Source organism: Haloarcula sp. DT43, assembly GCF_037078405.1.
Taxonomy (GTDB): Archaea; Halobacteriota; Halobacteria; order Halobacteriales; family Haloarculaceae; genus Haloarcula; species Haloarcula brevis.
Genome location: NZ_JAYMGZ010000004.1, coordinates 58,640 through 82,783, shown reverse-complemented (window position 1 = coordinate 82,783; position 24,144 = coordinate 58,640). Strand labels below are relative to the sequence as shown.

Here is a 24,144-nt window from a genome sequence, read left to right as displayed (position 1 = left end):
GATGTGCGGTGGCGATAGCCCCCATCGAAGGATTTAGGCGTCTTCCCTCGGAGTAGCCGATATGGGACTCGAAACTGTTCTTCTCGCAGTCGGGCCGAACGACGCCGACCGAATCGACGAACTCGCCGACGCCGTCCTCGACATCGCGGGGCCGGCCGGCGCGACCGTCGTCGTCGCACACGTATTCACCGACGACCAGTACGACGGCGTCGTCGACCGACTGGAGTTCGAATCGACCGGCGAGGCCAACCCGAACGAGGTCGCCGACCGTCACACGACCGTCCGGGAGCTTCTCAGCCGGTTCGAGGACGCCGGCCTGTCGACCGAGGTCCGCGGTGCCGTGGGCAACCACGGCGAGCAAATCGTCGACCTCGCCGAGGCGACGGCGGCCGACCTCATCGTCGTCGGCGGCCGCAAGCGCTCGCCGACCGGCAAGGCCGTCTTCGGCTCCACCGCACAGGAAGTCATGCTGAACGCGCCGTGTCCGGTCACGTTCGTCCGCGGCGAAGAGTAGGACGGTTCGTTCGTTACTCGACCAGCGCGGCTTCCAGCAGTTCCAGCGGGTGTCGAATCTCGTAGCCGCTGCCGTGCTCCATCTGCATCGCACAGGTCGGGCACTCTGTCATGCCGGTCTCGCCCGCGGCGTGGTCCATGTGCTCGAACATCTCCTCACCGATTGCCATGGACTTCTCGTACTTCTCCTCCTTCCAGCCGTAGGTGCCCGAGATACCGGAACAGGAGTCGCCCACGTCCTCGACGTCGACGCCGTCCAGGTCGCGGAACAGTTCGACGGCCTGGCGGTCAAGCCCCTGATTCCGTGAATGACACGGGGCGTGGTAGGCGAACTCCTCCGCGAGGTCGCCGTCGACCTCCGCCTCGCGGACCTCCTCGCGGAGGTCCTCGTGGATGCGCAGGTACTCGACGGCCTCGAAGGTGTTCTCCGCCACCTCATCGATGCCGTCGATGTCGAACAGCTCGGGGTACTCCTGGCGCAGCGCCATCGAACACGAGGTACAGGAGGCGATGGCGTGGTACCCCTCCTCGACGAGGTCCGCCATCGAGGAGACGTTCGTCTCGGCGTGGCGGCGGGCGTCGTCGAGCATGCCGTTGGCGAACATCGGCGTCCCCGAGCACTTCTGTTTGGGCGCGACGACTTCGTAGCCGAACGCCTCGTACACCCGCACCATCGCCTTGCCGACCTCCGGCGTGTTGTAGTTGGAGTAACAGCCGTGGAAGTACGCGACCTTCTTGTCGGCGTCCGCGGGGAGGCCACGTCGCTCCCGGGCGGCTCTGGCGTTCTCTCTGGACTGGGCCTGGCCGCCGCGGTCGGCCCACCACTCGCGGAAGGTCTGCGTCGCGAACTCGGGGAAGTCACGCTCGCTCGTGACGCCGAGCGTCTTCTCCATGAGCCAGCGGGCCGGCCCGAAGTTCATGGCGGCGTTGGCCAGCCGCGGGACCTTGCTCGCGAAGAACGCGGAAGTGCGGTAGTTCGCCAGGATGCGGTTGCGGACGTACTCGACGGAGAGCTTGTCCATCTGCTCGCTGACGTACTCCCCGCGGGCGGTGTTGTGCATCTGGCTGAGCGGGACGCCCGACGGGCAGGCGTTGTCACAGCGCATGCAGTTCGAGCAGTCCATCACCGAGTCGTCGACGTCGTGGTCGTCGTCGGACTGCTTGAGCCGCCACTGTTCGGGGCCCTGGAACTTCGGGCCGGGGAAGTCGTCGTCGACCTCCGCGACGGGGCAGTTCGTGTCGCAGGTCGAGCATTTGTAACAGGAGTCCGCGCCGGGCCGGAGGTCGAAGTCGTCGCTGTCGGGGAAGACGTCGACCGGTTCGAACTCCTCGCCTGTGTTCGGTGCTACCGGGTCAAACTCTGATGGGGATTCAGCGTCGCTCATCGTGCCTCCTGTGCGGCGCGCTGGCCCGCCGCGTAGCCTGTCGCAATCGAGACCCCGCTGCCGGACTTCTCGGCGGCGAAGTCGTAGCCGCCCAGCACGGAGCCGGCGGCCCGCAGGTTCTCGAACTCGCTGTGCTCGCTCGCGTCGAGTGGCCGCAGGTCGTCGTCGGTCGCCACGCCGTAGCGGGCGAACTCGTGGTCGCCGAACAGGTCGCCCTCGAACCAGTCGTAGCGGTCCGACGCGTGGGGGACGTGACAGTCGAAGACGGGCTCGTACACCCCCTCGCGGTCGGACTCGACGCCCTTGCCGACGAAGCCGCCGGTGGCGAGGACGTACTGGTCGGCGCTGTTGGGAATCTTCGCCCCGTTTTTCTCGATGAATACCCGCTCGATGCGGTCCTCGCCCTCGAAGTCGACGACGGGGTTGCCCGTCTCGATGCTGGCCCCGGCCTCGTCAAGCGCCGAGAACAGCGCGTCCTCTAGCCGGAGACCGGGCAGCGACGGCGGCCCCATCGGGACCTCGAACACGTCGACGCCGAGGCGGTCGCTCAGTTCGGCCCGTATCTCGCCGGGGTTGTCGTCGCCGAGAATCGCCGGGAAGCCGACCCGCTCCTCGTCCTCCAGAAGCGGGTTCACGCGCTGGGCCAGCGCCTCGCGGGCGGGGACCATTCGCCCGCGGACAGCCACCTCGCTGTCGGTGTCGAGGAGTTTGGCGTACCGCGTCACCTTCGCGTCCGCCCGCAGGTCGCCGGGGAACCGAATGGTCTCGCCGCGCACGTCGAAGGGAACGCCCGCCGCGTCGAGATGGGCGGCGACGTGGGGCGCGTCGAAGTCGACCATCTCCTCGATACCGACGAGCAGCGTGTCGCGGGCGTCACTGGCGAGGCCGGCGCTGGCTCCGGCCGGGTAGCGGGCGGTCGGTTTGACCGTCCCGCCGTGGGTCGGCAACAGTGCGTTCGCGTCCGTGTGTCCGCCCTCGTAGGTCGGGACCGCCTCGTCGAACAGCGACAGCGCCTCCCGGACCGTGTGGACGCCCACCTTCCGGTACGGGTGGGCGTCGGGCAGGGACGGGATGGCCTCGAACGGGTCGGTCAGGGGGCCGGCGCCGTCGGGCGTGTAGCCGAGCACGTCCACCAGCCCCGAGGCCTGCCGGAGCGTGCTCTGCTTGTACGAGACCAGCCGCACGTCGGCCCCCTCGCGGGCGGCCGCCAGCGCGCCGGTCAGTCCCGCGAGGCCGCCGCCGACGACGAGCACCTCCGACTCAATAGCCATCCGTCCCTCCGTCGGCGGCCACGTCCGCGCTGTCGACGCCGCCCGCCTGACTGCGGCCGGTGTCGAACGCCGAGAAGTCGACCGGCTCGCCGTCGGCCGGGTCACGGTCGCGGTTCTGCGTGGTGGCGTGCAGCGCGTAGTTCAGCGCCGCCTGCGAGAGCTGTTCGCCCCACAGCGCGTGGCGCTGGCCCTTCCAGCGCTCCTGGAGCAGCTCGTCCCAGGCCTCGCGGACGACGCTCTCGTCGTACGCCGTGTGGAGTTCGCTCGCCATTCGGTGCGAACAGAAGCCGCCCTGGCAGTTGCCCATCGAGGCGCGGGTGCGGATGCGGACGGCGTTGAGGTCCGAGCCCGAGCCCTCGATGGCGTCGTGAATCTCCGCGCGGGTGACGCCCTCGCACTCGCAGACGGTGGGGTTCGGGCCGTCGGTCTTGAGCACCTCGTCGGCCCGGGAGCCGAGTCGCTCGATGCTCCGTCGGCCGATGGGCGAGCGCAGACCGAACTCGTCCATGTAGTCCCGGAGCACGGAGAAGTCCTCGCTGCCGGGCAGGGGTACGTCAGCGGTGCGGCAGTCGGCGTCGATGCCGAACTTCCCGCAGACGTGGTCGCTTATCTGCTCGCCCATCATCCGGTAGGTGGTGAACTTGCCGCCGACGATGCTGGTCATGCCGGGCAGGTCGTCACGCTCGTCGTGGTCGAGCAAGAAGAAGTCCCGCGTGATGTCCGTCGGGTCCGTGCTACCCACGTCCGGCGGTTCGTACAGCGGGCGGACGCCCCAGAACGAGCGGATGGTGCGGGCGTCTTCGAGCATCGGAATCAGCTCCGAGAGGGTGTCTATCATCATGTCGACCTCCCACTGCTCCTCGGGGTAGTCCTCGGGGTCCTCCACCTCCTCGTCGGTCGTGCCGAGGATTGCGGTCGTCTCGTGGGGCACGACGATGTCGGCGTCGCCTTTCGGCCGACAGCGGTTGATGACGGTGTCGACCTGCCGGATGTTCATGATAGTCATCACGCCCTTGGAGGGGCGGACCTCGATGTCCAGGCCGGCCATGTCGCCGATGCGGCCGGCCCACGCGCCCGTCGCGTTCACGACGTAGTCGGCGCGGATTTCCTCGGTCCCGCCCTCGGTCCCGTGGACGCGCTTGCCGGGGCCGGAGTCGTGTTCCACCTCGATGCCGACGACCTCGCCGCTCTCGACGAGGAGGTCGGTCACTTTGGAATGAGTCTCGATGCGCGCGCCGTGTTCCTGTGCGCTCGCGGCGTTGGCGACCACCAGCCGGAACGGGTCGATGGCCCCGTCGGGGACGGAGATGGCCTTGTCGATGTCCTTCGCCAGGTGTGGCTCCATCGCGCGGGCCTCCTCGCCCGAGACGACCTCCGCGGGGATGCCACACTCCTCACAACCGCTGAGCTTCTGCTGGAAGTACTCCTCGGCGTCTTCCGGGCGCTTGACGAACAGGCCGCCCGTCATCTCGACGCAGTGGCTGGCGATGTCCCGCAGCACGCGGTTCTCCTCGATACACTCGGTCGCGCTGGCCTGGTCCGAGACGGCGTAGCGCCCGCCGCTGTGGAGCAGCCCGTGCATCCGACCGGTGGTCCCGTGGGTCAGGTTGCCCTGTTCCACGAGGGTCACGTCGAGGCCGCGCATCGCGAGGTCCCGCGCGATGCCCGCTCCAGTCGAGCCGCCCCCGATGACGGCGATGTGTGGTGTCGGTCCCATCTATCTCTCCGTGGGTTTGGAGCGCATACACTTCACTTTACCGTTGCTGGTGCTTGGACAGTAAATTTTCTATGTAATCATGAGGGATACGGAGCGGCGCTACTGTTGACTGTGAACGTGAGACACATTCATTCCTCCTGACTTATCTGCCCAGTGGGTGTGCGTATTTGAGCGAATGGCGACTCTAAAAACATATTTTCAACGAGAGAGACGAAAATAATTTTCTCGTTCAACGATGCCGGACTCAGAAAGATAGTTACTGACGGCACCGCGCTAACAGTAACTATCATATATTTTGATACTTGATTGCTGCCGAGAACGTGTTGGCCCTTCGGCCAGCGGGAGCGACCAATGAGTAAATGGAACCCATTCGATTCGGACGACGACCGGCCCGACGAGGGGCACACCGACGGCGGTGTCACGGAGGACCGAACCGACGCCGACGCGGCAGTACCGTCCTCTCGGGCGGAATCAGCGACTGATAGCCCGGCAGACGACCGCGAGCAGACGGAACTGGAGGCCCGGTGTGAGCGATTGACGGCGGAACTCGAACGCGAGCGGGCCGACCGGCGCGCGCTCGAAACCGCCGTCGACCACCTCACGGAGGTCGCCAGAGCGAACGCCGACGGCGACCTCACCGCCACGCCCGGACAGCCGCCGGCAGAGGCCGCCGAACCGCTCTATGACGCGTACGGCGAACTGCTCCGGGAGTGGACCGACACCGTCGACCGGATGGCGTCGTTCAGCGAGCAGGTGACCGCCGCGACGGCGCAGGTCGACGCCTTCGAACTCGCGACCGGGACGGCAGCCGACGCGGACGGAACCGTCGTCGAGTTCTGGCACGCGATGGGCGGCGAGAAGGCGTTGCTGCTGGAAGAGCTCGTCCGCGAGTTCGAATCACAGACCGACGGTATCAGCCTCGAACTGCGGTCGAAGAGGAGTTACCGCGGCACGCTCGACGCGACGCTCGCCGCCGCCGAGCGCGGTGACCCGCCGGCAATCGCACAGATATTCGAAATCGGGACTACGCGTGCGCGCGACAGTGGGCATTTCACGCCCGTCGAGGAACTCCTCCCGGCCGCCCACATCGACTCACTGCTGGACCCGGTGACGAACTACTACCGCTTCGACGGGCGGCTCTACGCGCTGCCGCTCAACGCGTCGAACCCGGTGATGGCCTACAACCGCGACGCGTTCAGGGCGGCGGGGCTTGACCCCGGTTCGCCGCCGGAAACCTTCGCTGCCGTCCAGCAGGCGGCCGAACGGCTCGTCGACCGGGATGCCGTCGAGACGGGAATCACATTCGCGAACTACTCGTGGTTCGTCGAGCAGTGGTGCGCCGAGGCCGACCAGTTCCTCGTGGACCGGGACAACGGACGGTCCGGGCCCCCGACGGAGAGCTATCTCGACGGCGCGTTCGCCCGCGACCTGTTCGAGTGGTGGCAGGGCCTCGACGCCGACGGGCTGTACCACGACCCCGGCATCGAGGCCAGGGGCGCGGCCCGGACCCACTTCTCCGAGGGCGACTCCGCGATGCTGATAGGGTCGACGCCGTCGCCGAGTTCCTCACCTGGCTCACCGAACCGGCCCAGCAGCGCCGGTGGCACCAGGAGACCGGCTATTTCCCGGTCCACGAGGAGACGATTCCACGGCTCCGGGCCGACGACTGGTTCGAGCACAACCCCCACTACAGGACCGCGTTCGACCAACTTATGGAGACACGGGACACCACGGCAACACGGGGCGCGCAGATAGGGCCGTTCGACACGGTCCGGACGGTCGTCGAGGACGCCGTCGACAGCATGGACGGTCCCGATTCCGTCCCTGCCACGCTCGAACGGCTCGACGAGCAGGTCGGAAAACAACTCGAAAGCTACTGTTCCGGCCGGTAACGCCGTCTTCACCCTTCTTTACTAGCTAAACATCACCATTAGTAATCTTTATAATGGTTCACTATGTTGTTTACTGTCAAGGTGGTAGCTTTCATAAACAAGCTACCCCCACCACGGAGAACACAACAATGGCAGACACATACGTTGGCGCGATAGACCAGGGAACGACCGGCACCCGCTTCATGGTATTCGACCACAGCGGCCAGGTCGTTGCGAACGCCTACGAGAAGCACGAACAGATATACCCGGAGCCCGGCTGGGTCGAGCACGACCCCGTCGAAATCTGGGAGAACACGCAGGAGGTCGTCACACAGGGGCTGGCCGACGCGGGCGTTGGTGCCGAACAGCTCGAGGCGCTGGGCATCACGAACCAGCGCGAGACGACGATTGTCTGGGACAAGGAGACCGGCAAGCCGGTCCACAACGCCCTGGTCTGGCAGGACCGCCGGACCACCGACCGCGTCGAAGAGATTCAGGAGGAGGACAAAGTCGAGTGGATTCGGGGCAAGACCGGTCTCGAGTGTGACGCCTACTTCTCGGCGACCAAGACCGAGTGGATTCTCGACAACGCCGAGCCGCTCAAGATGCAGAGCTCGCGCGGGGCCGACCTCCGCGACCGGGCCGAAGACGGCGAGCTCCTGATGGGGACCATCGACGCGTGGCTCATCTACAAGCTCACCGGGAACCACATCACGGACGTCTCGAACGCCTCGCGGACGATGCTGTACAACATCCACGACATGGAGTGGGACGACGAACTCCTCGAGGAGTTCGGCGTCCCGGAGTCCATGGTGCCCGAGGTCCGTCCGTCCTCCGACGAGAGCCTGTACGGCCACACCGACGCCGACGGCTTCCTCGGAGAGGAAGTCCCCGTCGCGGGCGCGCTGGGCGACCAGCAGGCCGCGCTGTTCGGCCAGACCTGCTTCGACGAGGGCGACGCCAAGAACACCTACGGGACCGGCTCGTTCTACCTGATGAACACCGGGAACGAGGCCGTCGAGTCCGACCACGGCCTGCTGACGACGGTCGGCTTCCAGATGTCCGGCGAGCCCGTCCAGTACGCACTCGAAGGCTCAATCTTCATCACCGGCGCGGCAATCGAGTGGCTCGAAGACGTGGACCTCATCAACAACGCCGCACAGACGGCCGAACTCGCCCGCTCGGTCGACTCGACTGACGGCGTCTACATGGTCCCCGCGTTCACGGGACTGGGCGCGCCCCACTGGGACGGTCGCGCACGCGGGACCATCGTCGGGATGACCCGCGGCACCCGGAAGGAACACATCGTCCGTGCCACGCTGGAATCCATCGCGTACCAGACCCGCGACATCGCGGAGGCGATGGAGGCCGACTCCGGTGCCGAGACGACGTCGCTCCGCGTCGACGGCGGTGCCGTCAAGAACAACTTCCTCTGTCAGCTCCAGTCCGACATCATCCAGACGGACATCGCCCGCCCGCAGGTCGACGAGACGACCGCGCTGGGCTCGGCCTACGCGGCCGGCCTCGCCGTCGGCTACTGGGACACCGTCGACGAGCTCCGGGACAACTGGCAGGTCGACAAGGAGTTCTCGCCGGAGATGGACGCCGAGCAGGCGGACAAGATGTACTCCCGCTGGGACGACGCCGTCGACCGCTCCCGCGACTGGGCACAGGAGGAATAACCCATGATAGAGAGTCTGCCCATGCAGATTCCTGTGTTCGGGATGGGCGTCGCGGACCTGCTGTTGCTGATAATCGCCGCCTTCGCCGGCGGTGCCTTCGGCGCGGCGCTCGGCGCGCTCCCGGCGTTCTGTTTCACCGGCTTCATGGTCATCGCCGGCCAGGCCGTGGCGATTCTCCGCGGCAGCCTCGTCGGCCAACTCGGCGAACTCGGTAGCGGAGCCCTCGCGACCGGCGTGACCGGTGCAATCGCGTTCGGTCCCGTCTTCGGGCCACACGTCTCCTTCGCCGGCGGTGCCGCGGCGGCCGCCTACGCCGCCAAGAGCGACGGGATGTACGAGCCCGACGACGGCGACTACCACCCCGCGAAGGACATCGCGTACGCGCTCGGGACCCGCCCGGACATCCTCGCTGTCGGTGGTCTGTTCGGTATCTTCGGAATGGTCGTTCGCCAGGTCTCCGGCGGGCTCGCGCTCCCGTGGGACCCGATTGCGCTGGGCGTCGTCCTCTCGGCCGTTGCCCACCGCATCGCCTTCGGCTACCCGCTCATCGGTGCCGGCAGTCGGAACATCCTCGACATGTCGCCGTTCGAGAGCGGCGAGAAGCGCATGGCAACGGACGGGGGCACGGCGGCCGACGGTGGAACCGCCGAATCGTACCGCCTGGCCGTCGAACCGTGGCTCCCCCACCAGTACAAGTGGGCGAATGTCGCGATGATAGGCCTCGTCACCGGCCTGCTCGGCGGCTGGATAGCCATCCAGACCGGCAGCGCCTTCCTCGGCTTCGGCATCTCCGCCGCGAGCCTGACGTTCCTGAACCTCGGCGTCGAGAAGATTCCGGTGACCCACCACATGACCCTGCCCGCGAGCACGGCCGCGTTGGCCGTCTTCGGCGGGACGCCCGAGACCGGCACGATGGCCGCCGTCATCGCCATCATCGTCGCCGGTGTGTTCGGTGCCTACGGCGCGCTCGCCGGCGAGGTCATCCAGCGCGTCTTCTACGCACACTCGGATACGCACTTCGACCCGCCCGCGGCGGCTATCGTCGTCGCGACGTTCACCGTCGCCGTCCTGGCTATCGTCGGCGTCTTCGGCGGGTCCTCCTGGGTCCCCACGCTGGGACTCGTCTAAAGCGGCACCTCTATATTTACCATCCACACGCTAGTACACATATCTCTCCGAACGATGGATATTGAAGCGAGAATCAAGCGTCGACAACGCCGGAACGGTGAGCCGCGGCTCATCCAGGACTACGAGGCCATCTCGCCGGTCGTCCACATCGAGGAGCCGGCCGACCGCGGTCCGGTCCTCGAACGGCTGCTGGACCACCTCGACCCGGTGTTCGACGGCCAACTGCCCCCGAACGCGTACGTGTACGGCCCCCACGGTTCGGGGAAGTCCGCGGTCATCACGGCGCTTTTCGCCAATCTGGAACAGCTTCCGACGGAACAGCAGGCGATAATCCACACGACGACCCGCGCGCAGCCGCCGACCTCGCCGTCGTTCGTCTACGTGAACGCCCGCGAGACCGCCAGCGAGTTCGCGTTCTACCACGCGATTCTGGACTCGCTCGTGGACGAGGCGGTGCCGGAACACGGCATCGGGACGGAGACGCTCCGGTCCCGGCTCCACGAACTGGTTCGGGAGCAGCGCACGGGCATCGTCATCGCGGTCGACCACGTCGGCGAGCCCGAAAGCATCCAGGCCTCGGCTCTCGTCGACCTGTTCGCCGGCCTGCCCAGCAACGTCAGCTGGCTCGCCATCGGCCGCGAAGACCCGTCTTCGACCGAACTGACGCGGTACACCGCCGAGTCAATCGGCATCGAGCGCTACCGGCGGCAGATGCTCGTGGACGTGTTGATGACCAGAACGTCGAGCGGGCTGGCCCAGCAGGGGCTGGACCACAGTCTGGCGAGACACATCGCCGACTGGGCCGACGGGAACGCCCACGACGCCCTCGCCGCGCTGTTCATCGCGGCGGAACTGGCCGAGGAACGCGGCCAGGACCGCATCACGCAGGCCAACGTCGACGCGGCCATCGCGGAGGTGCCCGTCCCCTGTATCTCGCTGGGCATCGTTCTCTCCCTGCCGCGAAACCGACAGACGGTCCTCCGGGAACTCATCGACCTGGAGGAGAGCGAACGGTCGTCGGTGACGGCGACGACGGAAGCGATTGCCTCCGCCGAGTCGGTCGACCTCTCGGCCGGGACCGTCAAGCGGTTCCTCTACGAGATGGCCGAGTCGGGCATCGTCGACCGCGTCGAGGCGACGACCACCAACGGCCAGGGCCGGCCGCCGAGCCGGGTCGAGCCGCGGTTCCCACCGACGGCCTTCCGGCGGCTGTACGACTTACAGCAGTAAGCCGACGCGTTCTCAGACTCGCTGTGACGGGTCGCCGGTACCGCCGGTCAGCGCCGACGCCAGCGCGCCCCGAACCACGACGTCGTCGCCGAACTGCGTCAGCTGGATGTCCGGGATGTTCGACATCACCATGTCCTCAAGCCGGTTCCGGATGGGGTCTAGGACCTGCTCGGGGTTGTTGAGCGCCACGGCCCCGCCGACGTAGACGACCAGCGGCGCGTAGGCGTGGACGATGTTGGCGACGCCGATTGCGTTCCAGTGGCATATCTGGTCGAGGACGTGGGACGCGAACTCGTCTTCCCCGGCGTACTCGAAGATGTCCGACGCAGAGAAATCCTCCGTTTCGATGGGGAGCGCCGTGTCGACGGGGTCCTCGCGGTGTAATTGCGTGGCGTACCGCGGGATGTTCTCGCCCGAGCAGTACGCCTCCCAGTGGCCGTCGTGCCCGCAGCCACAGGTCATGAACCCCTGGGGGTCGATGGTCAGGTGGCCGACCTCACCGGCGTTGCCGTCCCAGCCCGACAGGATGTTCCCGTCGACGGCGACGCCCGCCCCGACGCCGGAGGAGATGGTGAGATACACCATGTCGTCGGGGCTCCGGTCGGAGTAGAACCGCTCGCCGATGACGCCCGCGTTGGCGTCGTTGTGCAGCGACACCCGGTCGCTGCCGATGAGGTTCTCGACCGGGCCGGTCAGCGGAATCCGGTCGATGGTGTCGGGGAGATTCGCGGGGTTCTCGACGACGCCCTCGGCGAGGTCCAGCGGGCCGAAGGAAGCGATGCCGGCGGCAGTCACGTCCGTCGGGTCTATGTCGGCGGCGTCACAGGCCTTCCGGAGCGCGTTCAGGACCGCCTCCGTGACCGCGATACCGGACGGTCCACGCGGTGTCTCAGTTTTGTGTGACGCGACTAGCGAACCTGTCTCGTCACCGATAACAGCGCGAATATGTGTCGCTCCGAGGTCGACCCCTGCGTAAGCGCCCATGCTGGTCGAAGGGTTGCCCCACCGATACTTAACTACACAGATTCTACTGCGGTCAGTAGTCCCGCTCCGAGCCCGAGATGTCCTCGCGCCCGACGGCCTCCTCGTAGACGACGCCTCGCTCGGAGTCAAGCGTGACGGTCGAGCCGTCCGAGACGCTCTCGGGCAGGGCCGCGTTCGAAATCATCGGAATCGAGAGCTCGCGGGCGACGATTGCGGCGTAGCTCGTGACGCCCTCGTGGGCGTCGATGATGCCGCCGATGCGGCTGGTGTCGCCGACGAACTCGCCGTCGAACCCCTCGGGCACCGCCAGTATCGCCCCGTCGGGGACGTTCGACAGGTCGCCCGGCGACTCGCGGGGCGGGGCCGCCGAAAGCCGGTGGACCGGCCCGGTCACCAGCCCCTCGACGATGGAGCGGCCGCTAGCGACCGTTTCGGCCGCGACGTGGACCTTCAGCATGTTCGCCGTGTTCATCCCCTCCAGTTCGGTCATCATCCCCGAGATCACGACCACCGTGTCCCCGCTGTCGGCGGCCTCGGTGTCGAGCGCCGCCTGGACCGAGGTCTGGATGATGGCGTCGGCCCCCTCCGTGGTGTACTCGGTCGTCACTGGCCTGATGCCCCAGGAGAGGGCGAGCTTCCGCCGGACGCGCTCGCTCGGCGTCGACGCCACGATGGGAATCGAGGGCCGGTACTTCGCCGATTTCAGCGCGGTGTACCCGGACTCGGAGGCGGCGACGATGGCCGACGCGCCGATGTCCCTCGCGAGAAACCGCCCGGAGCGGGCCAGCGCGTCCGTCCGGGTGTCGCCGGCGTTCGGCACGCGCTGTTCGCGTGACTCGGCGTACTCCTCGCTTTCCTCCACGTCGCGGATGATGCGGTCCATCGTCTCGACGACGCGGGTCGGGTGGTCGCCGATTGCCGTCTCGCCGGAGAGCATGACCGCGTCGGTGCCGTCGAGGACGGCGTTGGCCACGTCCGAGGCCTCCGCGCGCGTCGGTCGCCGCGAGTGGACCATCGAGTCCAGCATCTCCGTCGCGGTGATGACCGGGACGCCGGCCTCATGACACCGCCGGATGATGCGCTTTTGAATTATCGGCACGTCCTCCAGCGGGCACTCGACGCCGAGGTCGCCGCGGGCGACCATCACGCCGTAGGCCTCGTCGATTATCGAATCGAGGTTCTCGACGGCCCCGGCGCGTTCGATTTTGGCGATGATGGGGATGTCGACGCCGCGCTCTTCGAGGGCCTGATTGATTTCGTAGATGTCCTCGCCGTCGCGGACGAAGGAGGCGGCCACGAAGTCGGGTTCCTTCTCGGCAGCCACGTCGAGTTCCTGCTCGTCGTTTGCCGTAATCGTCGGGAGTCCCAGTTCGACGCCGGGGACGTTGACCCCCTTGCGGGCGGCCAGTTTGCCGCCGTTCTCGACGGTCGCGTACACCGTCTCGCCGTCGATACGCTCGACGGTCGTCTCGATGCGACCGTCGTCGAGCAGCACCCGGTCGCCCGGCTCGACCGCCGTAATCGACTGCGAGAGGCCGACCTCCTCCGGCGTCGCGTCGTCGCCGACGACGTATCGGACCGTGGAGCCCTCGGTGAGCTGAATCGGCGCGTCGATTTCGGCGGTCCGTACCTCCGGCCCCGGCATGTCGAGCATCGCCGCGACCGGTTCCGCGACCGCCTCGTCGACCTCCCGGATGCGGTCTATCATCTCCCGGCGGTGTTCCGGCGAGCCGTGGCTCGCGTTGAGTCTGGCGACGGACATCCCGGCCTTTGCGAGCGACGCGATGTCATCGACCGAGTCCGACGCGGGACCAAGGGTGCAGACAATCTTCGCGCTACGCATCATGGCCACCACGTCCAGCGGTTCTCGATTTACAGAGTTCGTAGTTAATCATGCATCGACGTTCCCAGCGAGGGGATAAGAAGCTTGCTGGACGCCGTAGCTACCGCGAGATGGCTTCCGTGTCGCCGCTGAGAATCGACCGCACTTCCTCGGGCGAGACGACGGCGATGTCGCCCGGAATCGTCCGTTTGAGCGCGGCCGTCGCGGCACCCCAGGCGAGCGCGTCCGGGACCGACTCCCCGGTGAGGTACTGGGAGAGGAAGCCGCCGACGAACGAGTCGCCGGTCCCGACCGGGTGCGCGTCGGTCGACTCGAAGGTCGGCTGCTCGACGACGGTGCCGTCGGCCAGCGCGAGCGCACCGTCGCTCCCCCGCGTAATCACCGTCGCCTCGAACCCGTACTCGGCGGCGAGGTCCCGCGCGACCGACTCCGCATCGCCGGTCCGGTTGAGCACGACGTCGGCGTCGCGTTCGGCGACCACGAGCACGTCGACGGCCGGGAACAGTTCGGTCAGGACCGCCCGCGCTTCAGCGGGGGACCAGAGCTTCGAGCGGTAGTTCAGGTCGAAGCTCGTGGTCGTCCCCGCCTCCTGGGCGAGCGAGAGGAGGTCGGCGGTCGTCGATTCGAGCGTCTCCGAGAGCGCGGGCGTGATGCCGGAGGTGTGGAACCCGGCGGCGTCGGCGATGGTCTCGGTGGGAAGCTCCGCCGGCGTGGCGGTCGTGACACTGGCGTTCCCGCGGTCGTATATCACCTCGTTCCCCCGGGGCGGGCTGCCCTGTTCGAGGTAGTAGGTCCCCTGTCGGGCGCTGGCCGAGTCGTCCCAGGCGACGTCGACCGACACGCCGTGGTGCCTGAGTTCGCCGGTGACCCGTCGGCCCACCGGCGAATCCGGGAGCTTCGAGGTCCACGTCGCATCGAGACCGAGTCGCTGTGCGGCGACGGCGACGTTCGACTCCGCGCCGGCCGCCCGGACCGCGTACCGGTCCGCCGTCTCCAGTCGCTCGTCGTCAGGCGGCGACAGCCGCAGCATCGTCTCGCCGAATGTGACTAACTCCGTCATACCGGACGTTCCTCTTGGGTATGTATAAATCCCGGAGAAGCGCTCGCTTTGCGGGGCTGTTAATCACTTCTTACCGGACCATGGTGTCCGAGTTCGTATTTCTCCCGTGGAGAATTGGTGTTAGCGTGCCTCTCCAAAAGCTTATGTACGCTAGTAATTACATTTGTCATTATGGATTTCGGGAGAAACGGAGGTGGGGACTCCGTCTTTAGGCGGGTCCTACTACGGTCAATCGGGGCGTCCGGGCTGGTCGGACTCGCCGGTTGTGGCGGTAGCGAAGGGGTGACCGGCGGTGGTGGGACGACACCGACGCCGGTCGGGAACTATCCGGTGTCGGGGGACTCGGTGACCTTCGGCATCAACGTCGCCTCGTCCGGGACGTACTCCCCGGCCGGTCAGCAGGAACGCCGCGGGGTCGAACTCGCGGTCAAACACATAAACAGCGGCGGCGGGTGGGTGTCGGCCGGCAGTTACGAGTCGCCCCTGGACGGCGACGGACTTCTCGGCAAGGCGGTTGAGTTCGCCGTCGAAGACACGGGCAGCAGTTCGGACACCGCTCGGCGGAACGCACGGCGACTCGTCGACAGCGAGGAGGCCATCATGCTCGCCGGCGGCACGTCCAGCAATTCCGCAGCGGCGACCCAGGAGGTCGCCGCGCAGAACCAGGTCGTCTACATGTCGACGACGGCCCAGGCGGGTTCGCTGACGGGGGCAGCCTGTAACCGGTACTCGTTTCACGAGATGGTCAACAGTCACATGACCGCGGAGGCGCTGGCCCCGGTGCTGCGTGCCGAATACGGGACGGACGTCAATTATGCGAAGTTCTTCGAGCAGAGCGACTGGGGCGCGGCGTTTCGGGACGACATGGACCGCGTTCTCGGGGACCTGGGCTGGTCACCCGTCTGGGAGTACAACGCACAGGCCGGAACGAGCGACTACTCCCAGTACGCCGCGGACATCGAGTCGGTCGACTTCGACGCGATTGTGCTCGGCTTCCGTGGTTTCGACGCAGTGAACGCCCTCAGAGCGTTCCGGGAGGCGTACCCGGACGCCGACATCGTCCTGCCGCTGGCCTCGCTGGCGGTCGCCCGGACTGCGGGCGATGCCATCGACGGCGTCGTCGGAACCGTCGCCTGGAGTCCGGCCATCGACTCGCCGCTATCGGACGCCTTCCGGGAGGCGTTCCGGGAGGAGTACGGCAGTACGACGGGGTCCTCGGATTCGGCCGTCCCGTCCGGCCCGGCACACGTCGCGTACACGCAGACGCTCCAGTACGCCAGCGCCGTCGAGCGTGCGGGGACGTTCGACCCCAGAGCGGTCATCACGGAACTCGAAGGGCACGAGTACGACGCCGGACTCGGCCCGCAGACGCTCCGGCGCTGTGACCATCAGGCGATGCGGCGAGTCCCGGTCGTCAAGGGGAAATCGGAGGTACAACACTCCTACGGGACCTACTACAGCCTCGTGGGAGAGCCAACAGCGGTGCGGTACGCGTGCGACAGCGGTCCGGCGGCCGACTGCTCACTGGGGGAGAGCTAACTATGAGCGCAGACGACATCCGACCGACAGACGGTACCGGAGAGGACTCGGACGCGTCGGGCGGGATTCTGGCCGCAGTGGTCCCGGATTTCGTCCGGCGGAACTTCGCGCTGAAGTTCGGCATCGTTCTGTTCGTCATGGCGCTGTCGGTGGGACTCGTCGGCCTCGCCGCGACGGAGCAAGTCAGGAACTACACCGAGCAGCAGGTGCTGAGCGACTACGAAAACGCCGCGGCACAGGAGGCGGACATCCTGTCGCAGTGGGTGGACCGGAACAGGCTGTCGACGCAGTTCGTCTCCGCCGACGACGTCTGGGCCAGCAGCGACACCGACGACATCGAGATAGAACTCGACAACCGAAAGGCTGCCCTGTCTGCGGACGCCGCGAACATCCACCTCGTCGAGCGCGGGGTCGGCCAGTCGGACGTCGTCGCGAGCACGTCCAACTCGGAAGTGCTGGCGACGTCCCCGCTCGGGTCGACGGGCAGGGCGTGGCTGACCGAATCGAGCTTCGAAACGGCGAGCGACGTCGTCGTCTCCGACGTCTACCAGACCCCCTCCGGACCAGTCGTCGGGTTCGCCAGTCCCGTCGACGCCTCGCAGAACCGATATCTCCTCATCGAGTACTCGCTCGGCGAGATAGCGAACTCCTTCCAGGGTAGTGCCAGAGCCGATGGCGGGTTCACGCAGGTCGTCAACAGGTCGGCAGTCGTCATGATAGACGAACCAAGTGACGGGAGCCGCGGTCTGGGCGAGAGCACGCTCCAGCCGTACAGTTCGAGCGCCCGCGCCACCGAGGTCCTCGACGCGGCGAACGCCCTCCGCTCGTCGGACCAGCAGTCCGGTGTCGACGACAGCATGCCGGGGACCGACGTGCTCGGGGAGCGCTACACTGTCGGCTACGCGCCGATTCAGGGGACCGACTGGGTCGTTCTCGTACACGCACCCAACTCCGCGGTGTTCGGGTTCGTTCAGGACGTCCAGCAGTACGGACTCGTCGGCACGGCGCTGATGGTGTTGCTCATCGCCGGCGTCGGTGCGGTGCTGGGATACAACACGGCGACGTCGATAGACAGGCTGACCCGGAAGACTGACCAGATGCGACAGGGGAACCTCGACGTCGACATCGCCACCGCCCGTATCGACAACGTCGGGCGGCTCTACAGCGGGTTCGCCGACATGCGTGACGCGCTCAGAGAACAGATAGACGAGGCCGAACGCGCCCAGAAGGAGGCGGAAGTCTCCCGGGCCGAAGCGCTGGAAGTCAACAGATATCTCCAGCGCAAAGCCGAGGAGTTCTCCGACGTGATGGAGGCGACGGCCGCCGGGAACCTCACCGAGCGGATGACCACCGACGGCGAGAACGAATCGATGGACCGCATCGCCAGCGAGTTCAACGGCATGGTCGACGAACTCGAAAAGACGGTCGGCCAGCTGGACAGTTTCGCCGACGAGGTCGCGGAATCGGGCGAGATCGTCCTCACGAGCGCCGAGTCCGTCCGTGACGCGTCCGAGCAGGTGGCCGAGTCGACACAGAAGATATCCGACGACGCCTCCGACCAGAAGGACCGCCTGGCCGCCATCTCCAGGGACCTCGACGCTCTCGTCGACACCCTCGAAGAACTGGACGCGAACAACCCGGAGGTCGACCTGAGTGACTCGCTCGAACGGTTCCAGACGGTCGCGACCACGCTGCAGTCGGCCGCCGAAACGAGCGACCAGATGATGGCCGAAACCCAGACCGTCGCCGGTGCGGCCGAGGAGCAGGCCGCGGAACTCAACGAGGTGTCCGCGCGTGCCGAACAACTCAAACGCTACGCGAAACCGCTGGGTGACATCCTGAACCGCTTCGAGACCGAGGCCGAACACGAGTTCGTCTTCTCCGGCGGGCCGTCACAGAGCCTGAGCGAAGAAGAGGAGTAGCCTCTCTCCGCTCATCGAAACCGATTTTCGCGCCGACGGCGTACCGACTGCAATGAACGACGACGCGGGCGACATCTCCCGGGCGGAACTCGCCGAGTACTGCCGGACCCAGGCCGCGATTCTCGCTGGTCATCTGGAACGACTCAGCGCGGAGCTTTCGGATTTGCTCGAAGAAATCGACCGGGACACCGCCGACGCCCGCGCCGCTCTGGCTGAGGGCCCCGACGCGGACGCCGAAGCGACGGTCGCGGATATCGAGGCCAAGCAGGGCCGAGCGCAGGCGAAACAGGCCGAGATAGACGAGTACCGCGCACTCGCGGACGGATACACCGAACTCGCCGAGGACCTCGCCGACGGCTCCGGAAACCTCGAAGCGGTTCTGGAGTTCGAAATCGACACCGACGCGCCGACGTATTTCGACGCCGAGACGACGATTCTGGGCGTGGCGACCGGAAGCGACGACGAGTAGCGGGTCGGACGACGGCTGGTCGACAGGCCGAGTCACAGGCCGTGGCTGTCTCCCGGAACGGCATCGAATCGCGCGCAGCGCCCTGCAGTAGTCGGGACTGGCCTCTTCACTGCATCGGACCCGATTCGGCACGTTCGCGTTTGGTTGTTGTCCGATTGCTCCAACAGCGTTAGCCGGTGAGCTTCCCCTTCATGTATGTGATGCCGGATGCGGGTCGCCAGGGCACAGATTACGATGTTAAGCAGGACCAGCCTCCGACGCACCCGTGGCGTCGCAGGCTCTCCGTTTCGTCGCGGAATCTCATCAGCCGCTTCCCCGCTAACGGAAGATGAACAACAAACGCCAAATGCAGAATATTAACTCACATCTAATTCAATACTGATAGAAAAGCTTAACAATATGTGCGTATAGGTGTGGTGCATGGGTACATCTGACAGTAAACGCGGTCGGCGGTCGTTCCTGAAGATTGCCGGTGCAACAGGTGCGACTGGTCTCAGTAGCCTCGCTGGCTGTACCGTCTTCAGCAGTGACAGCGGGTCGGACACGGTCACTATCGCGGCCGCCGTTCCGGAAACCGGGCGGCTGGCCCCGGTCGGCAACGAAATGCTCGCCGGCTACGAGCTCGGCGTGGAGATGCTCAACGAGCGCGACAACGTCGACCGGGAAGTCGAACTCCTCGTCAGGGACGACGAGAGCGACGCCCAGACGCTCCGCCAGCAACTCCAACAACTCACCAGCAACAACGATGTGAACATGATCTGGGGGAGTTTCTCCAGCCCACTCGTCATGTCGGGGTCGGCGTACGCCGAAAACCAGGGGCTACCGTTCCTTGCGGTCGCCACCTGCTATCAAGAACCGCTCGTCTCCGGGAACAAAGAGTGGACGTACACGCCGTTCCCGAAGACGCGCGATGTCACGCGCGCGACTAGGGGGATACTCGAACTCATCCCGGCGAGCGAGCGTCCACAGACGGTCGGTATCTGGGAGGAGAACTCCGGCTGGGGTGCCGAGATGGCGAACGCTTGGGACTCGACCCTCTCGGACGCGGGCTACGATATCGGGATGCGGGAGACGTACAACCCCGGCAACGAGGACTTCTCGACGCTCATCTCACAGACCGAAAACGCCGGAGTCGAAGCGCTCGTTGCGTGCCCGCAGCCGCCCGACGGTATCACTGCCATGAACCAACTGAACAACTCCGGCTACATGCCCGATTTCATCGAGTTCGTGCGTGCCGCGGACCCACAGGCGTGGTGGTCGGCGCTTGGCGAACAAGGGAACTACGTCACAATGTGCCCGGGCTGGGCATCTGGAATGACCGGCAACGGCAACGAAGCGTTTCTGAGCACGTACGCTGACCGGAACGACGGCGAGACGCCGCGCGTGATGGTCGGCGTCGGCTACAATCTCGCACAGACGACCGAGCAGGCGCTGGTCAGCGCCGGGAGCCCCGACCCCGAGAGCGTGCGGGCGTCGCTCGATGAGACGGAATTCAGCACTGTCATCGGTGACTTCGGCTTCGATGAGTACGGGATGCCCGTCGAGGGCCAACTCTCGGCCGCGAGCGCACAGTGGTGGGACGGCGAGCAGCGCCTCGTCTACCCGCAAACCGAACAGGCCGCCGAACTACAGCACCCCATAGAGTGAGCGCCGGGCGTCGCTGTACCGGCCACCCCAAACAGGGTGGCGTCCGTGAGGACAGCGAGTCCGACGGTATCCACGCTGACTGAGACGGCGTGTCGCGGACGAATTCGTCCGGACTCGTCTGCAGGCGTGTCGGCGTCGTGTTCGGTGACGCGACTCGCTGAACTCGTTTTAGTTAAGCAAATAGCGCTATTCACAAAACAACGTAACCAATAATTTAAATATATTGATTACGTTGTGTTATTATGATGGGAGAGAACGAGATAGAGAGTGTGGCCGTGCTCGGTGCGGGAAGCATGGGCCACGGTATCGCTGAACTCGCCGCCATTGCGAGCTACGACGTGGTGCTTCGAGACATCGAAGACGACCTTGTCGATGACGGCCTCGAACAGGTGGAGTGGAGCCTCGGCAAGCTCGAGGAGAAAGGCAATCTCGACGAGTCAGCCGACGACGTACGCGCCCGCATCTCCGGCGAGACGGAGCTCGAAGCCGCCGTTTCCGACGCGGACCTCGTCATCGAGGCGATTCCCGAAAACCTCAGTCTGAAGCGCGAGACGTTTGCCGAAGTCGACGACTACGCGCCCGAGCGCGCCATCCTGGCGTCGAACACGTCCGGCCTGAGCATCACCGAAATCGGAGCAGCGACCGACCGCCCAGAACAGGTCGTCGGCGCGCACTTCTTCAATCCGCCGGTGAAGATGAACCTCGTCGAGGTCGTCCACGGCGAACGGACCAGCGAGGCGACCCTCGAAGCCATCCACGCGTTCGTCGCCGACCTCGACAAGCGCGCTATCGACGTCAAGCGGGACGTCCATGGGTTCATCGTGAACAACGTCATGCTGCCGTTCATCGAGGAGGCAGCGTGGATGCTCGCGGACGACGGGACCACGGTTCAGCGAGCCGACGCCGCGATGGTCTACCAGCGCGGCTACCCGATGGGGCCGTTCGAACTCGCAGATTACACCGGCATTGACATCGCGTACCACTTCCGCGAGGACACCGACCTCGACTCGCCGCCGACCATCGCCGAGAAGGTCGAGGCGGACCACCTCGGGAAGAAGACCGGCCAGGGGTTCTACGACTGGGAGGCCGACGGCCCTGACTACGAACCGGGCGATGGCGAGGGTTTCGACTGGCTGCGCATCGAGGCCCGAATGGTCAACGAGGCCGCACGGCTCGTCGGCAACGACGTCGCGACGCCGAACGACATCGACCTCGGCAGCAGATTGGGCGCGCGCTTTCCGGAGGGCGTCTGCCGGCTTGGCGACCAACTCGGCCTCGACAGCGTCCTCGACAAACTCCAGACGCTCTACGAGGAGACGGGTGCTCGACGGTTCGCGCCGGACGACTACCTCGTCGAACTCGTCGAGAACGGCCACACAGGCGTCGACGCCGGCCGCGGCTTCCACGACTACGCCGGCGATGGGCCCTACCAGTACATCAACAAGTCGCTGGACGACCGTGGGGTCCTCGAAATCGAGTTCGACCGTCCGGAGCGGCTGAACGCGTTCTCCGAGACGATGTTCGGCGAGGTGAAGGAAGCCCTCGACAACGCCGACACCGACGAGGTGTCCTGCGTGGTGTTTTCGGGCGCCGGGCAGGCGTTCAGTTCCGGCGCGGACATCACCGGCTTCATGACCTCCGAACCCACCGAGCTGATGGACGTCGACGAGACGATTCAGGCCATCGACGAGTTCGAGCGCCCGACGCTCGCGCGCATCGACGGCTTCTGTCTGGGCGCGGGCTTCGAGATAGCGCTGGCCTGTGACCTCCGGCTCGCGACGGAGAGTTCCTCGCTGGGTGCGCCGGAAATCAACCTCGGGCTCATCCCGGGCGGCGGCGGCACCCAGCGGCTCACCCGCATCGTCGGGGAGGGCCGCGCGAAGGAACTCGTCTTCCGCGGCGAGCAGATTTCCGCCGAGCGCGCCGCCGACTGGGGACTGCTCAATCGCGCCGTCCCGGAGTCCGAGTTCGAGGAGACGGTAGAGGAGTTCATCGATGACCTCGCAAACGGCCCGAAGACGGCGCTGAAGGTCGCAAAGCGCGTCATCGACGACGGACAGGACGCCAGCCTGCAGGCGGGCCTCGACTCGGAGAGCCAGGCCTTTGGCCTGCTCACGACCACGGACGACATGGTCGAGGGCGTGACGGCGTTCAGAGACGACCGCGAACCGGAGTTCGAGTGATGACACGGAGCGCTGCAATCGTCGGCGGCGGCCACGCCGACTGGGGGAAACGTGAAGCGACGTGGAAGGACCTCGCACAGGAGGCCGGAAAGGCCGCCTTCGACGACGTGGACGGCCTCGGGCCGGACGACGTCGAAGGGCTGTTCGTCGGCGCGGTACAGCCCGAGCGATTCGCCTTCCAGAGCCACGTCGCCCCGCTGGCCGCGGAGCTGCTCGGCATCGACGTCACGAAGATGATATCACGCACTGAACTGGCGTGTGCGAGCGGGCAGGCGGCGCTCCGGTACGCGTGGCTCGCCATCGCCAGCGGTCAGCTAGACGTGGCGCTCGTGCTCGGCGTCGAGAAGATGAACCTCGGCGACGACTACATGGCGGAGACCCAGTCGGGCATGACGAACGTGCTCGACCGCGAGTTCGACGGCGTCAACGGCCTGAACGCGCCGTCCTTCTTCTCGATGTTCGCCCAGCGCCACATGCACGAGTACGGCACCACCCGCGAACAGCTCGCGAAGGTGAGCGTCAAGAACAAACGCCACGCCGCGAACAACCCCTACGCGCAGTTCCAGCAGGAGGTCAGCGTCGACGACGTGCTGGACTCCTATCCGGTCGCGCCCCCGCTATGCCTGCTTGACTGCAGCGGTATCACGGACGGCGCCGCCGGCCTGCTACTCGTCAGCGAGTCGAAGGCCCGCGAACTCACGGACACCGCGGCGTACGTCACGGGGAGCGGCCAGTCCTGCATGGCGAGCAACTCCATCAACAACCTGCCGTCGATGTCCGCGTGGCCCCAGGCCACCGTCGCCGCGGAGGAGGCCTACCACCAGGCCGGTATCGACGACCCAGTCGAGGAGCTCGACGTCGCGGAGATTCACGACTGCTTCTCCGTCAGCGAGATTATCGAGTACGAGGACCTCGGCTGGGTGGAGAAAGGCGAGGGCGGCCAGTTCATCGAGGACGGGCGCAGCGAACTCGACGGCGACATCGCCGTCAACCCCCGCGGCGGGCTCCTGGGCTGTGGGCACCCGCTGGGTGCGACCGGCGTCTCGCAAGCGCTTGAGGTGTACAAGCAGTTCACCGGCGAGGTCGAGTCCGCCCGACAGGTGCCGGACAGCCCGGAGACCGGCCTCATCCACAATCTCAGCGGCAGCGGTAGCGTCCACAGCGTGATGACGCTCGCGAGGGACCCACAATGACCGACCACACCAACCACCCCGACGACGAACCGCCGCGGACGACTGTCTCGGTGCCGGAGACAATCGAGATGCCGCGTCTGCTCGACTTCTACGAGCTGCAGGATGCCGACCACACGCGGATTCACGAGTTCTACGACCGCCTCAGCGACGGGTCGCTGTCCACGACGGCGTGTCGGGACTGCGGTGAGCGCCACTTCCCGCCACGGGTCGTCTGTCCGGAGTGTACGAGCGACGACCTCGAGTACGTCTCGCTGCCCCACGACGGCACGCTGTTCGCGTTCGCCGCCGTCAGGGGCGGCGGCCCGGTCGGGATGGACACGCCGTTCGTCACGGGCGTCGTCGACCTGGACGGCGTCGACATCCAGCTGTCGGCCCACATCGACGGCGTCGGCTACGACGACCTCGCCATCGGCGATCCCGTGACGCTGCAGGTCGTGGACATCGACGGTCCGACTGACCGGGACAGGGTGTTTTATCGATTCGTGCCACGGGATGATACAGCATGAC

17 protein-coding genes and 1 pseudogene are annotated in these 24,144 nt (G+C 66.3%); 12 read left to right on the top strand and 6 right to left on the bottom strand.

Features of this window, described 5'->3' with window-relative positions:
• Nucleotides 1-61: 61 nt before the first annotated feature.
• The gene (locus VI123_RS15075; protein ID WP_336338894.1) at nt 62-514 is read left to right on the top strand and encodes a universal stress protein; all 453 of its coding nucleotides are present in this window, start codon (nt 62-64) and stop codon (nt 512-514) included.
• 13 nt (nt 515-527) lie between these two features.
• Here VI123_RS15075 and VI123_RS15070 read toward each other — a convergent pair whose 3' ends face one another.
• Genes VI123_RS15070 through glpA form a run of 3 tightly spaced genes read right to left on the bottom strand, consistent with a single transcriptional unit; the run spans nt 528 to nt 4,886 of the window.
• Nucleotides 528-1,898 carry an anaerobic glycerol-3-phosphate dehydrogenase subunit C gene (locus VI123_RS15070; protein ID WP_336338893.1) on the bottom strand — a complete coding sequence of 457 codons (1,371 nt, stop codon included), beginning with the start codon at nt 1,896-1,898 and terminating at the stop codon, nt 528-530.
• Nucleotides 1,895-3,169, bottom strand: coding sequence for a glycerol-3-phosphate dehydrogenase subunit GlpB (gene glpB / locus VI123_RS15065; RefSeq protein WP_336338892.1), 1,275 nt, complete (start codon nt 3,167-3,169; stop codon nt 1,895-1,897). The genes VI123_RS15070 and glpB overlap by 4 nt, the downstream gene beginning before the upstream one ends.
• Nucleotides 3,159-4,886 (bottom strand): anaerobic glycerol-3-phosphate dehydrogenase subunit GlpA, encoded by a 1,728-nt coding sequence (glpA, locus tag VI123_RS15060; protein ID WP_336338891.1) that lies wholly within the window; start codon nt 4,884-4,886, stop codon nt 3,159-3,161. The genes glpB and glpA overlap by 11 nt, the downstream gene beginning before the upstream one ends.
• Nucleotides 4,887-5,237: 351 nt before the next feature.
• Here glpA and VI123_RS15055 point away from each other — a divergent pair.
• The 4 genes and pseudogenes from VI123_RS15055 to VI123_RS15035 all read left to right on the top strand — a co-directional run bounded on the left by VI123_RS15055 (nt 5,238) and on the right by VI123_RS15035 (nt 10,797).
• Nucleotides 5,238-6,778, top strand: a pseudogene (locus VI123_RS15055) (extracellular solute-binding protein).
• A gap of 128 nt (nt 6,779-6,906) precedes the next feature.
• A complete protein-coding gene (gene glpK, locus VI123_RS15045; RefSeq protein WP_336338888.1) occupies nt 6,907-8,439 on the top strand; it encodes a glycerol kinase GlpK in 1,533 nt (510 codons plus the stop codon).
• 3 nt (nt 8,440-8,442) lie between these two features.
• A complete protein-coding gene (locus tag VI123_RS15040; RefSeq protein ID WP_336338887.1) occupies nt 8,443-9,567 on the top strand; it encodes a hypothetical protein in 1,125 nt (374 codons plus the stop codon).
• A gap of 54 nt (nt 9,568-9,621) precedes the next feature.
• Nucleotides 9,622-10,797 carry a Cdc6/Cdc18 family protein gene (locus tag VI123_RS15035; protein ID WP_336338886.1) on the top strand — a complete coding sequence of 392 codons (1,176 nt, stop codon included), beginning with the start codon at nt 9,622-9,624 and terminating at the stop codon, nt 10,795-10,797.
• Between the two features lie 12 nt (nt 10,798-10,809).
• Here VI123_RS15035 and VI123_RS15030 read toward each other — a convergent pair whose 3' ends face one another.
• The 3 genes from VI123_RS15030 to kdgK1 form a co-directional block, all read right to left on the bottom strand.
• Nucleotides 10,810-11,781 (bottom strand): ROK family protein, encoded by a 972-nt coding sequence (locus VI123_RS15030; RefSeq protein WP_336338885.1) that lies wholly within the window; start codon nt 11,779-11,781, stop codon nt 10,810-10,812.
• A gap of 52 nt (nt 11,782-11,833) precedes the next feature.
• Nucleotides 11,834-13,624, bottom strand: a complete 1,791-nt coding sequence (gene pyk / locus VI123_RS15025) for a pyruvate kinase (RefSeq protein ID WP_336339396.1) — start codon at nt 13,622-13,624, stop codon at nt 11,834-11,836.
• Between the two features lie 100 nt (nt 13,625-13,724).
• On the bottom strand, nt 13,725-14,684 hold the full coding sequence (gene kdgK1, locus VI123_RS15020; protein WP_336338884.1) for a bifunctional 2-dehydro-3-deoxygluconokinase/2-dehydro-3-deoxygalactonokinase: 960 nt from the start codon (nt 14,682-14,684) through the stop codon (nt 13,725-13,727).
• A 330-nt stretch (nt 14,685-15,014) separates the two neighbouring features.
• Here kdgK1 and VI123_RS15015 point away from each other — a divergent pair, with 330 nt between their 5' ends.
• The 7 genes from VI123_RS15015 (at nt 15,015) to VI123_RS14985 (ending at nt 24,143) form a co-directional block, all read left to right on the top strand.
• Complete coding sequence (locus VI123_RS15015) at nt 15,015-16,223, top strand: ABC transporter substrate-binding protein (RefSeq protein WP_455429076.1); 1,209 nt, start codon at nt 15,015-15,017, stop codon at nt 16,221-16,223.
• A 2-nt stretch (nt 16,224-16,225) separates the two neighbouring features.
• Entirely contained in the window at nt 16,226-18,145 is a 1,920-nt protein-coding gene (locus tag VI123_RS15010; RefSeq protein WP_336338882.1) for a HAMP domain-containing protein, read from the top strand.
• A 52-nt stretch (nt 18,146-18,197) separates the two neighbouring features.
• A complete protein-coding gene (locus VI123_RS15005; protein WP_336338881.1) occupies nt 18,198-18,614 on the top strand; it encodes a hypothetical protein in 417 nt (138 codons plus the stop codon).
• Nucleotides 18,615-19,034: 420 nt separating this feature from the next.
• Nucleotides 19,035-20,261 (top strand): ABC transporter substrate-binding protein, encoded by a 1,227-nt coding sequence (locus tag VI123_RS15000; RefSeq protein WP_336338880.1) that lies wholly within the window; start codon nt 19,035-19,037, stop codon nt 20,259-20,261.
• A 245-nt stretch (nt 20,262-20,506) separates the two neighbouring features.
• Complete coding sequence (locus VI123_RS14995; protein WP_336339395.1) at nt 20,507-22,444, top strand: 3-hydroxyacyl-CoA dehydrogenase/enoyl-CoA hydratase family protein; 1,938 nt, start codon at nt 20,507-20,509, stop codon at nt 22,442-22,444.
• Entirely contained in the window at nt 22,444-23,637 is a 1,194-nt protein-coding gene (locus VI123_RS14990; RefSeq protein ID WP_336338879.1) for a thiolase C-terminal domain-containing protein, read from the top strand. The genes VI123_RS14995 and VI123_RS14990 overlap by 1 nt, the downstream gene beginning before the upstream one ends.
• Nucleotides 23,634-24,143: a Zn-ribbon domain-containing OB-fold protein gene (locus VI123_RS14985; protein ID WP_336338878.1), complete on the top strand. Its 510-nt coding sequence runs from the start codon at nt 23,634-23,636 to the stop codon at nt 24,141-24,143. Before VI123_RS14990 ends, VI123_RS14985 begins: the two co-directional genes overlap by 4 nt.
• The last annotated feature ends 1 nt before the right edge of the window (nt 24,144 follow it).

Coding starts and splice junctions, on each gene's coding strand:
- glpB (WP_336338892.1), bottom strand. CDS start 3,169: ATGGCTATTGAGTCGGAGGTGCTCGTCGTCGGCGGCGGCCTCGCGGGA.
- VI123_RS15010 (WP_336338882.1), top strand. CDS start 16,226: ATGAGCGCAGACGACATCCGACCGACAGACGGTACCGGAGAGGACTCG.
- VI123_RS15040 (WP_336338887.1), top strand. CDS start 8,443: ATGATAGAGAGTCTGCCCATGCAGATTCCTGTGTTCGGGATGGGCGTC.
- VI123_RS15030 (WP_336338885.1), bottom strand. CDS start 11,781: ATGGGCGCTTACGCAGGGGTCGACCTCGGAGCGACACATATTCGCGCT.
- kdgK1 (WP_336338884.1), bottom strand. CDS start 14,684: ATGACGGAGTTAGTCACATTCGGCGAGACGATGCTGCGGCTGTCGCCG.
- glpA (WP_336338891.1), bottom strand. CDS start 4,886: ATGGGACCGACACCACACATCGCCGTCATCGGGGGCGGCTCGACTGGA.
- VI123_RS14990 (WP_336338879.1), top strand. CDS start 22,444: ATGACACGGAGCGCTGCAATCGTCGGCGGCGGCCACGCCGACTGGGGG.
- VI123_RS15035 (WP_336338886.1), top strand. CDS start 9,622: ATGGATATTGAAGCGAGAATCAAGCGTCGACAACGCCGGAACGGTGAG.
- VI123_RS15075 (WP_336338894.1), top strand. CDS start 62: ATGGGACTCGAAACTGTTCTTCTCGCAGTCGGGCCGAACGACGCCGAC.
- VI123_RS14985 (WP_336338878.1), top strand. CDS start 23,634: ATGACCGACCACACCAACCACCCCGACGACGAACCGCCGCGGACGACT.
- VI123_RS15005 (WP_336338881.1), top strand. CDS start 18,198: ATGAACGACGACGCGGGCGACATCTCCCGGGCGGAACTCGCCGAGTAC.
- VI123_RS15070 (WP_336338893.1), bottom strand. CDS start 1,898: ATGAGCGACGCTGAATCCCCATCAGAGTTTGACCCGGTAGCACCGAAC.
- VI123_RS15000 (WP_336338880.1), top strand. CDS start 19,035: ATGGGTACATCTGACAGTAAACGCGGTCGGCGGTCGTTCCTGAAGATT.
- pyk (WP_336339396.1), bottom strand. CDS start 13,624: ATGCGTAGCGCGAAGATTGTCTGCACCCTTGGTCCCGCGTCGGACTCG.
- VI123_RS14995 (WP_336339395.1), top strand. CDS start 20,507: ATGGGAGAGAACGAGATAGAGAGTGTGGCCGTGCTCGGTGCGGGAAGC.
- glpK (WP_336338888.1), top strand. CDS start 6,907: ATGGCAGACACATACGTTGGCGCGATAGACCAGGGAACGACCGGCACC.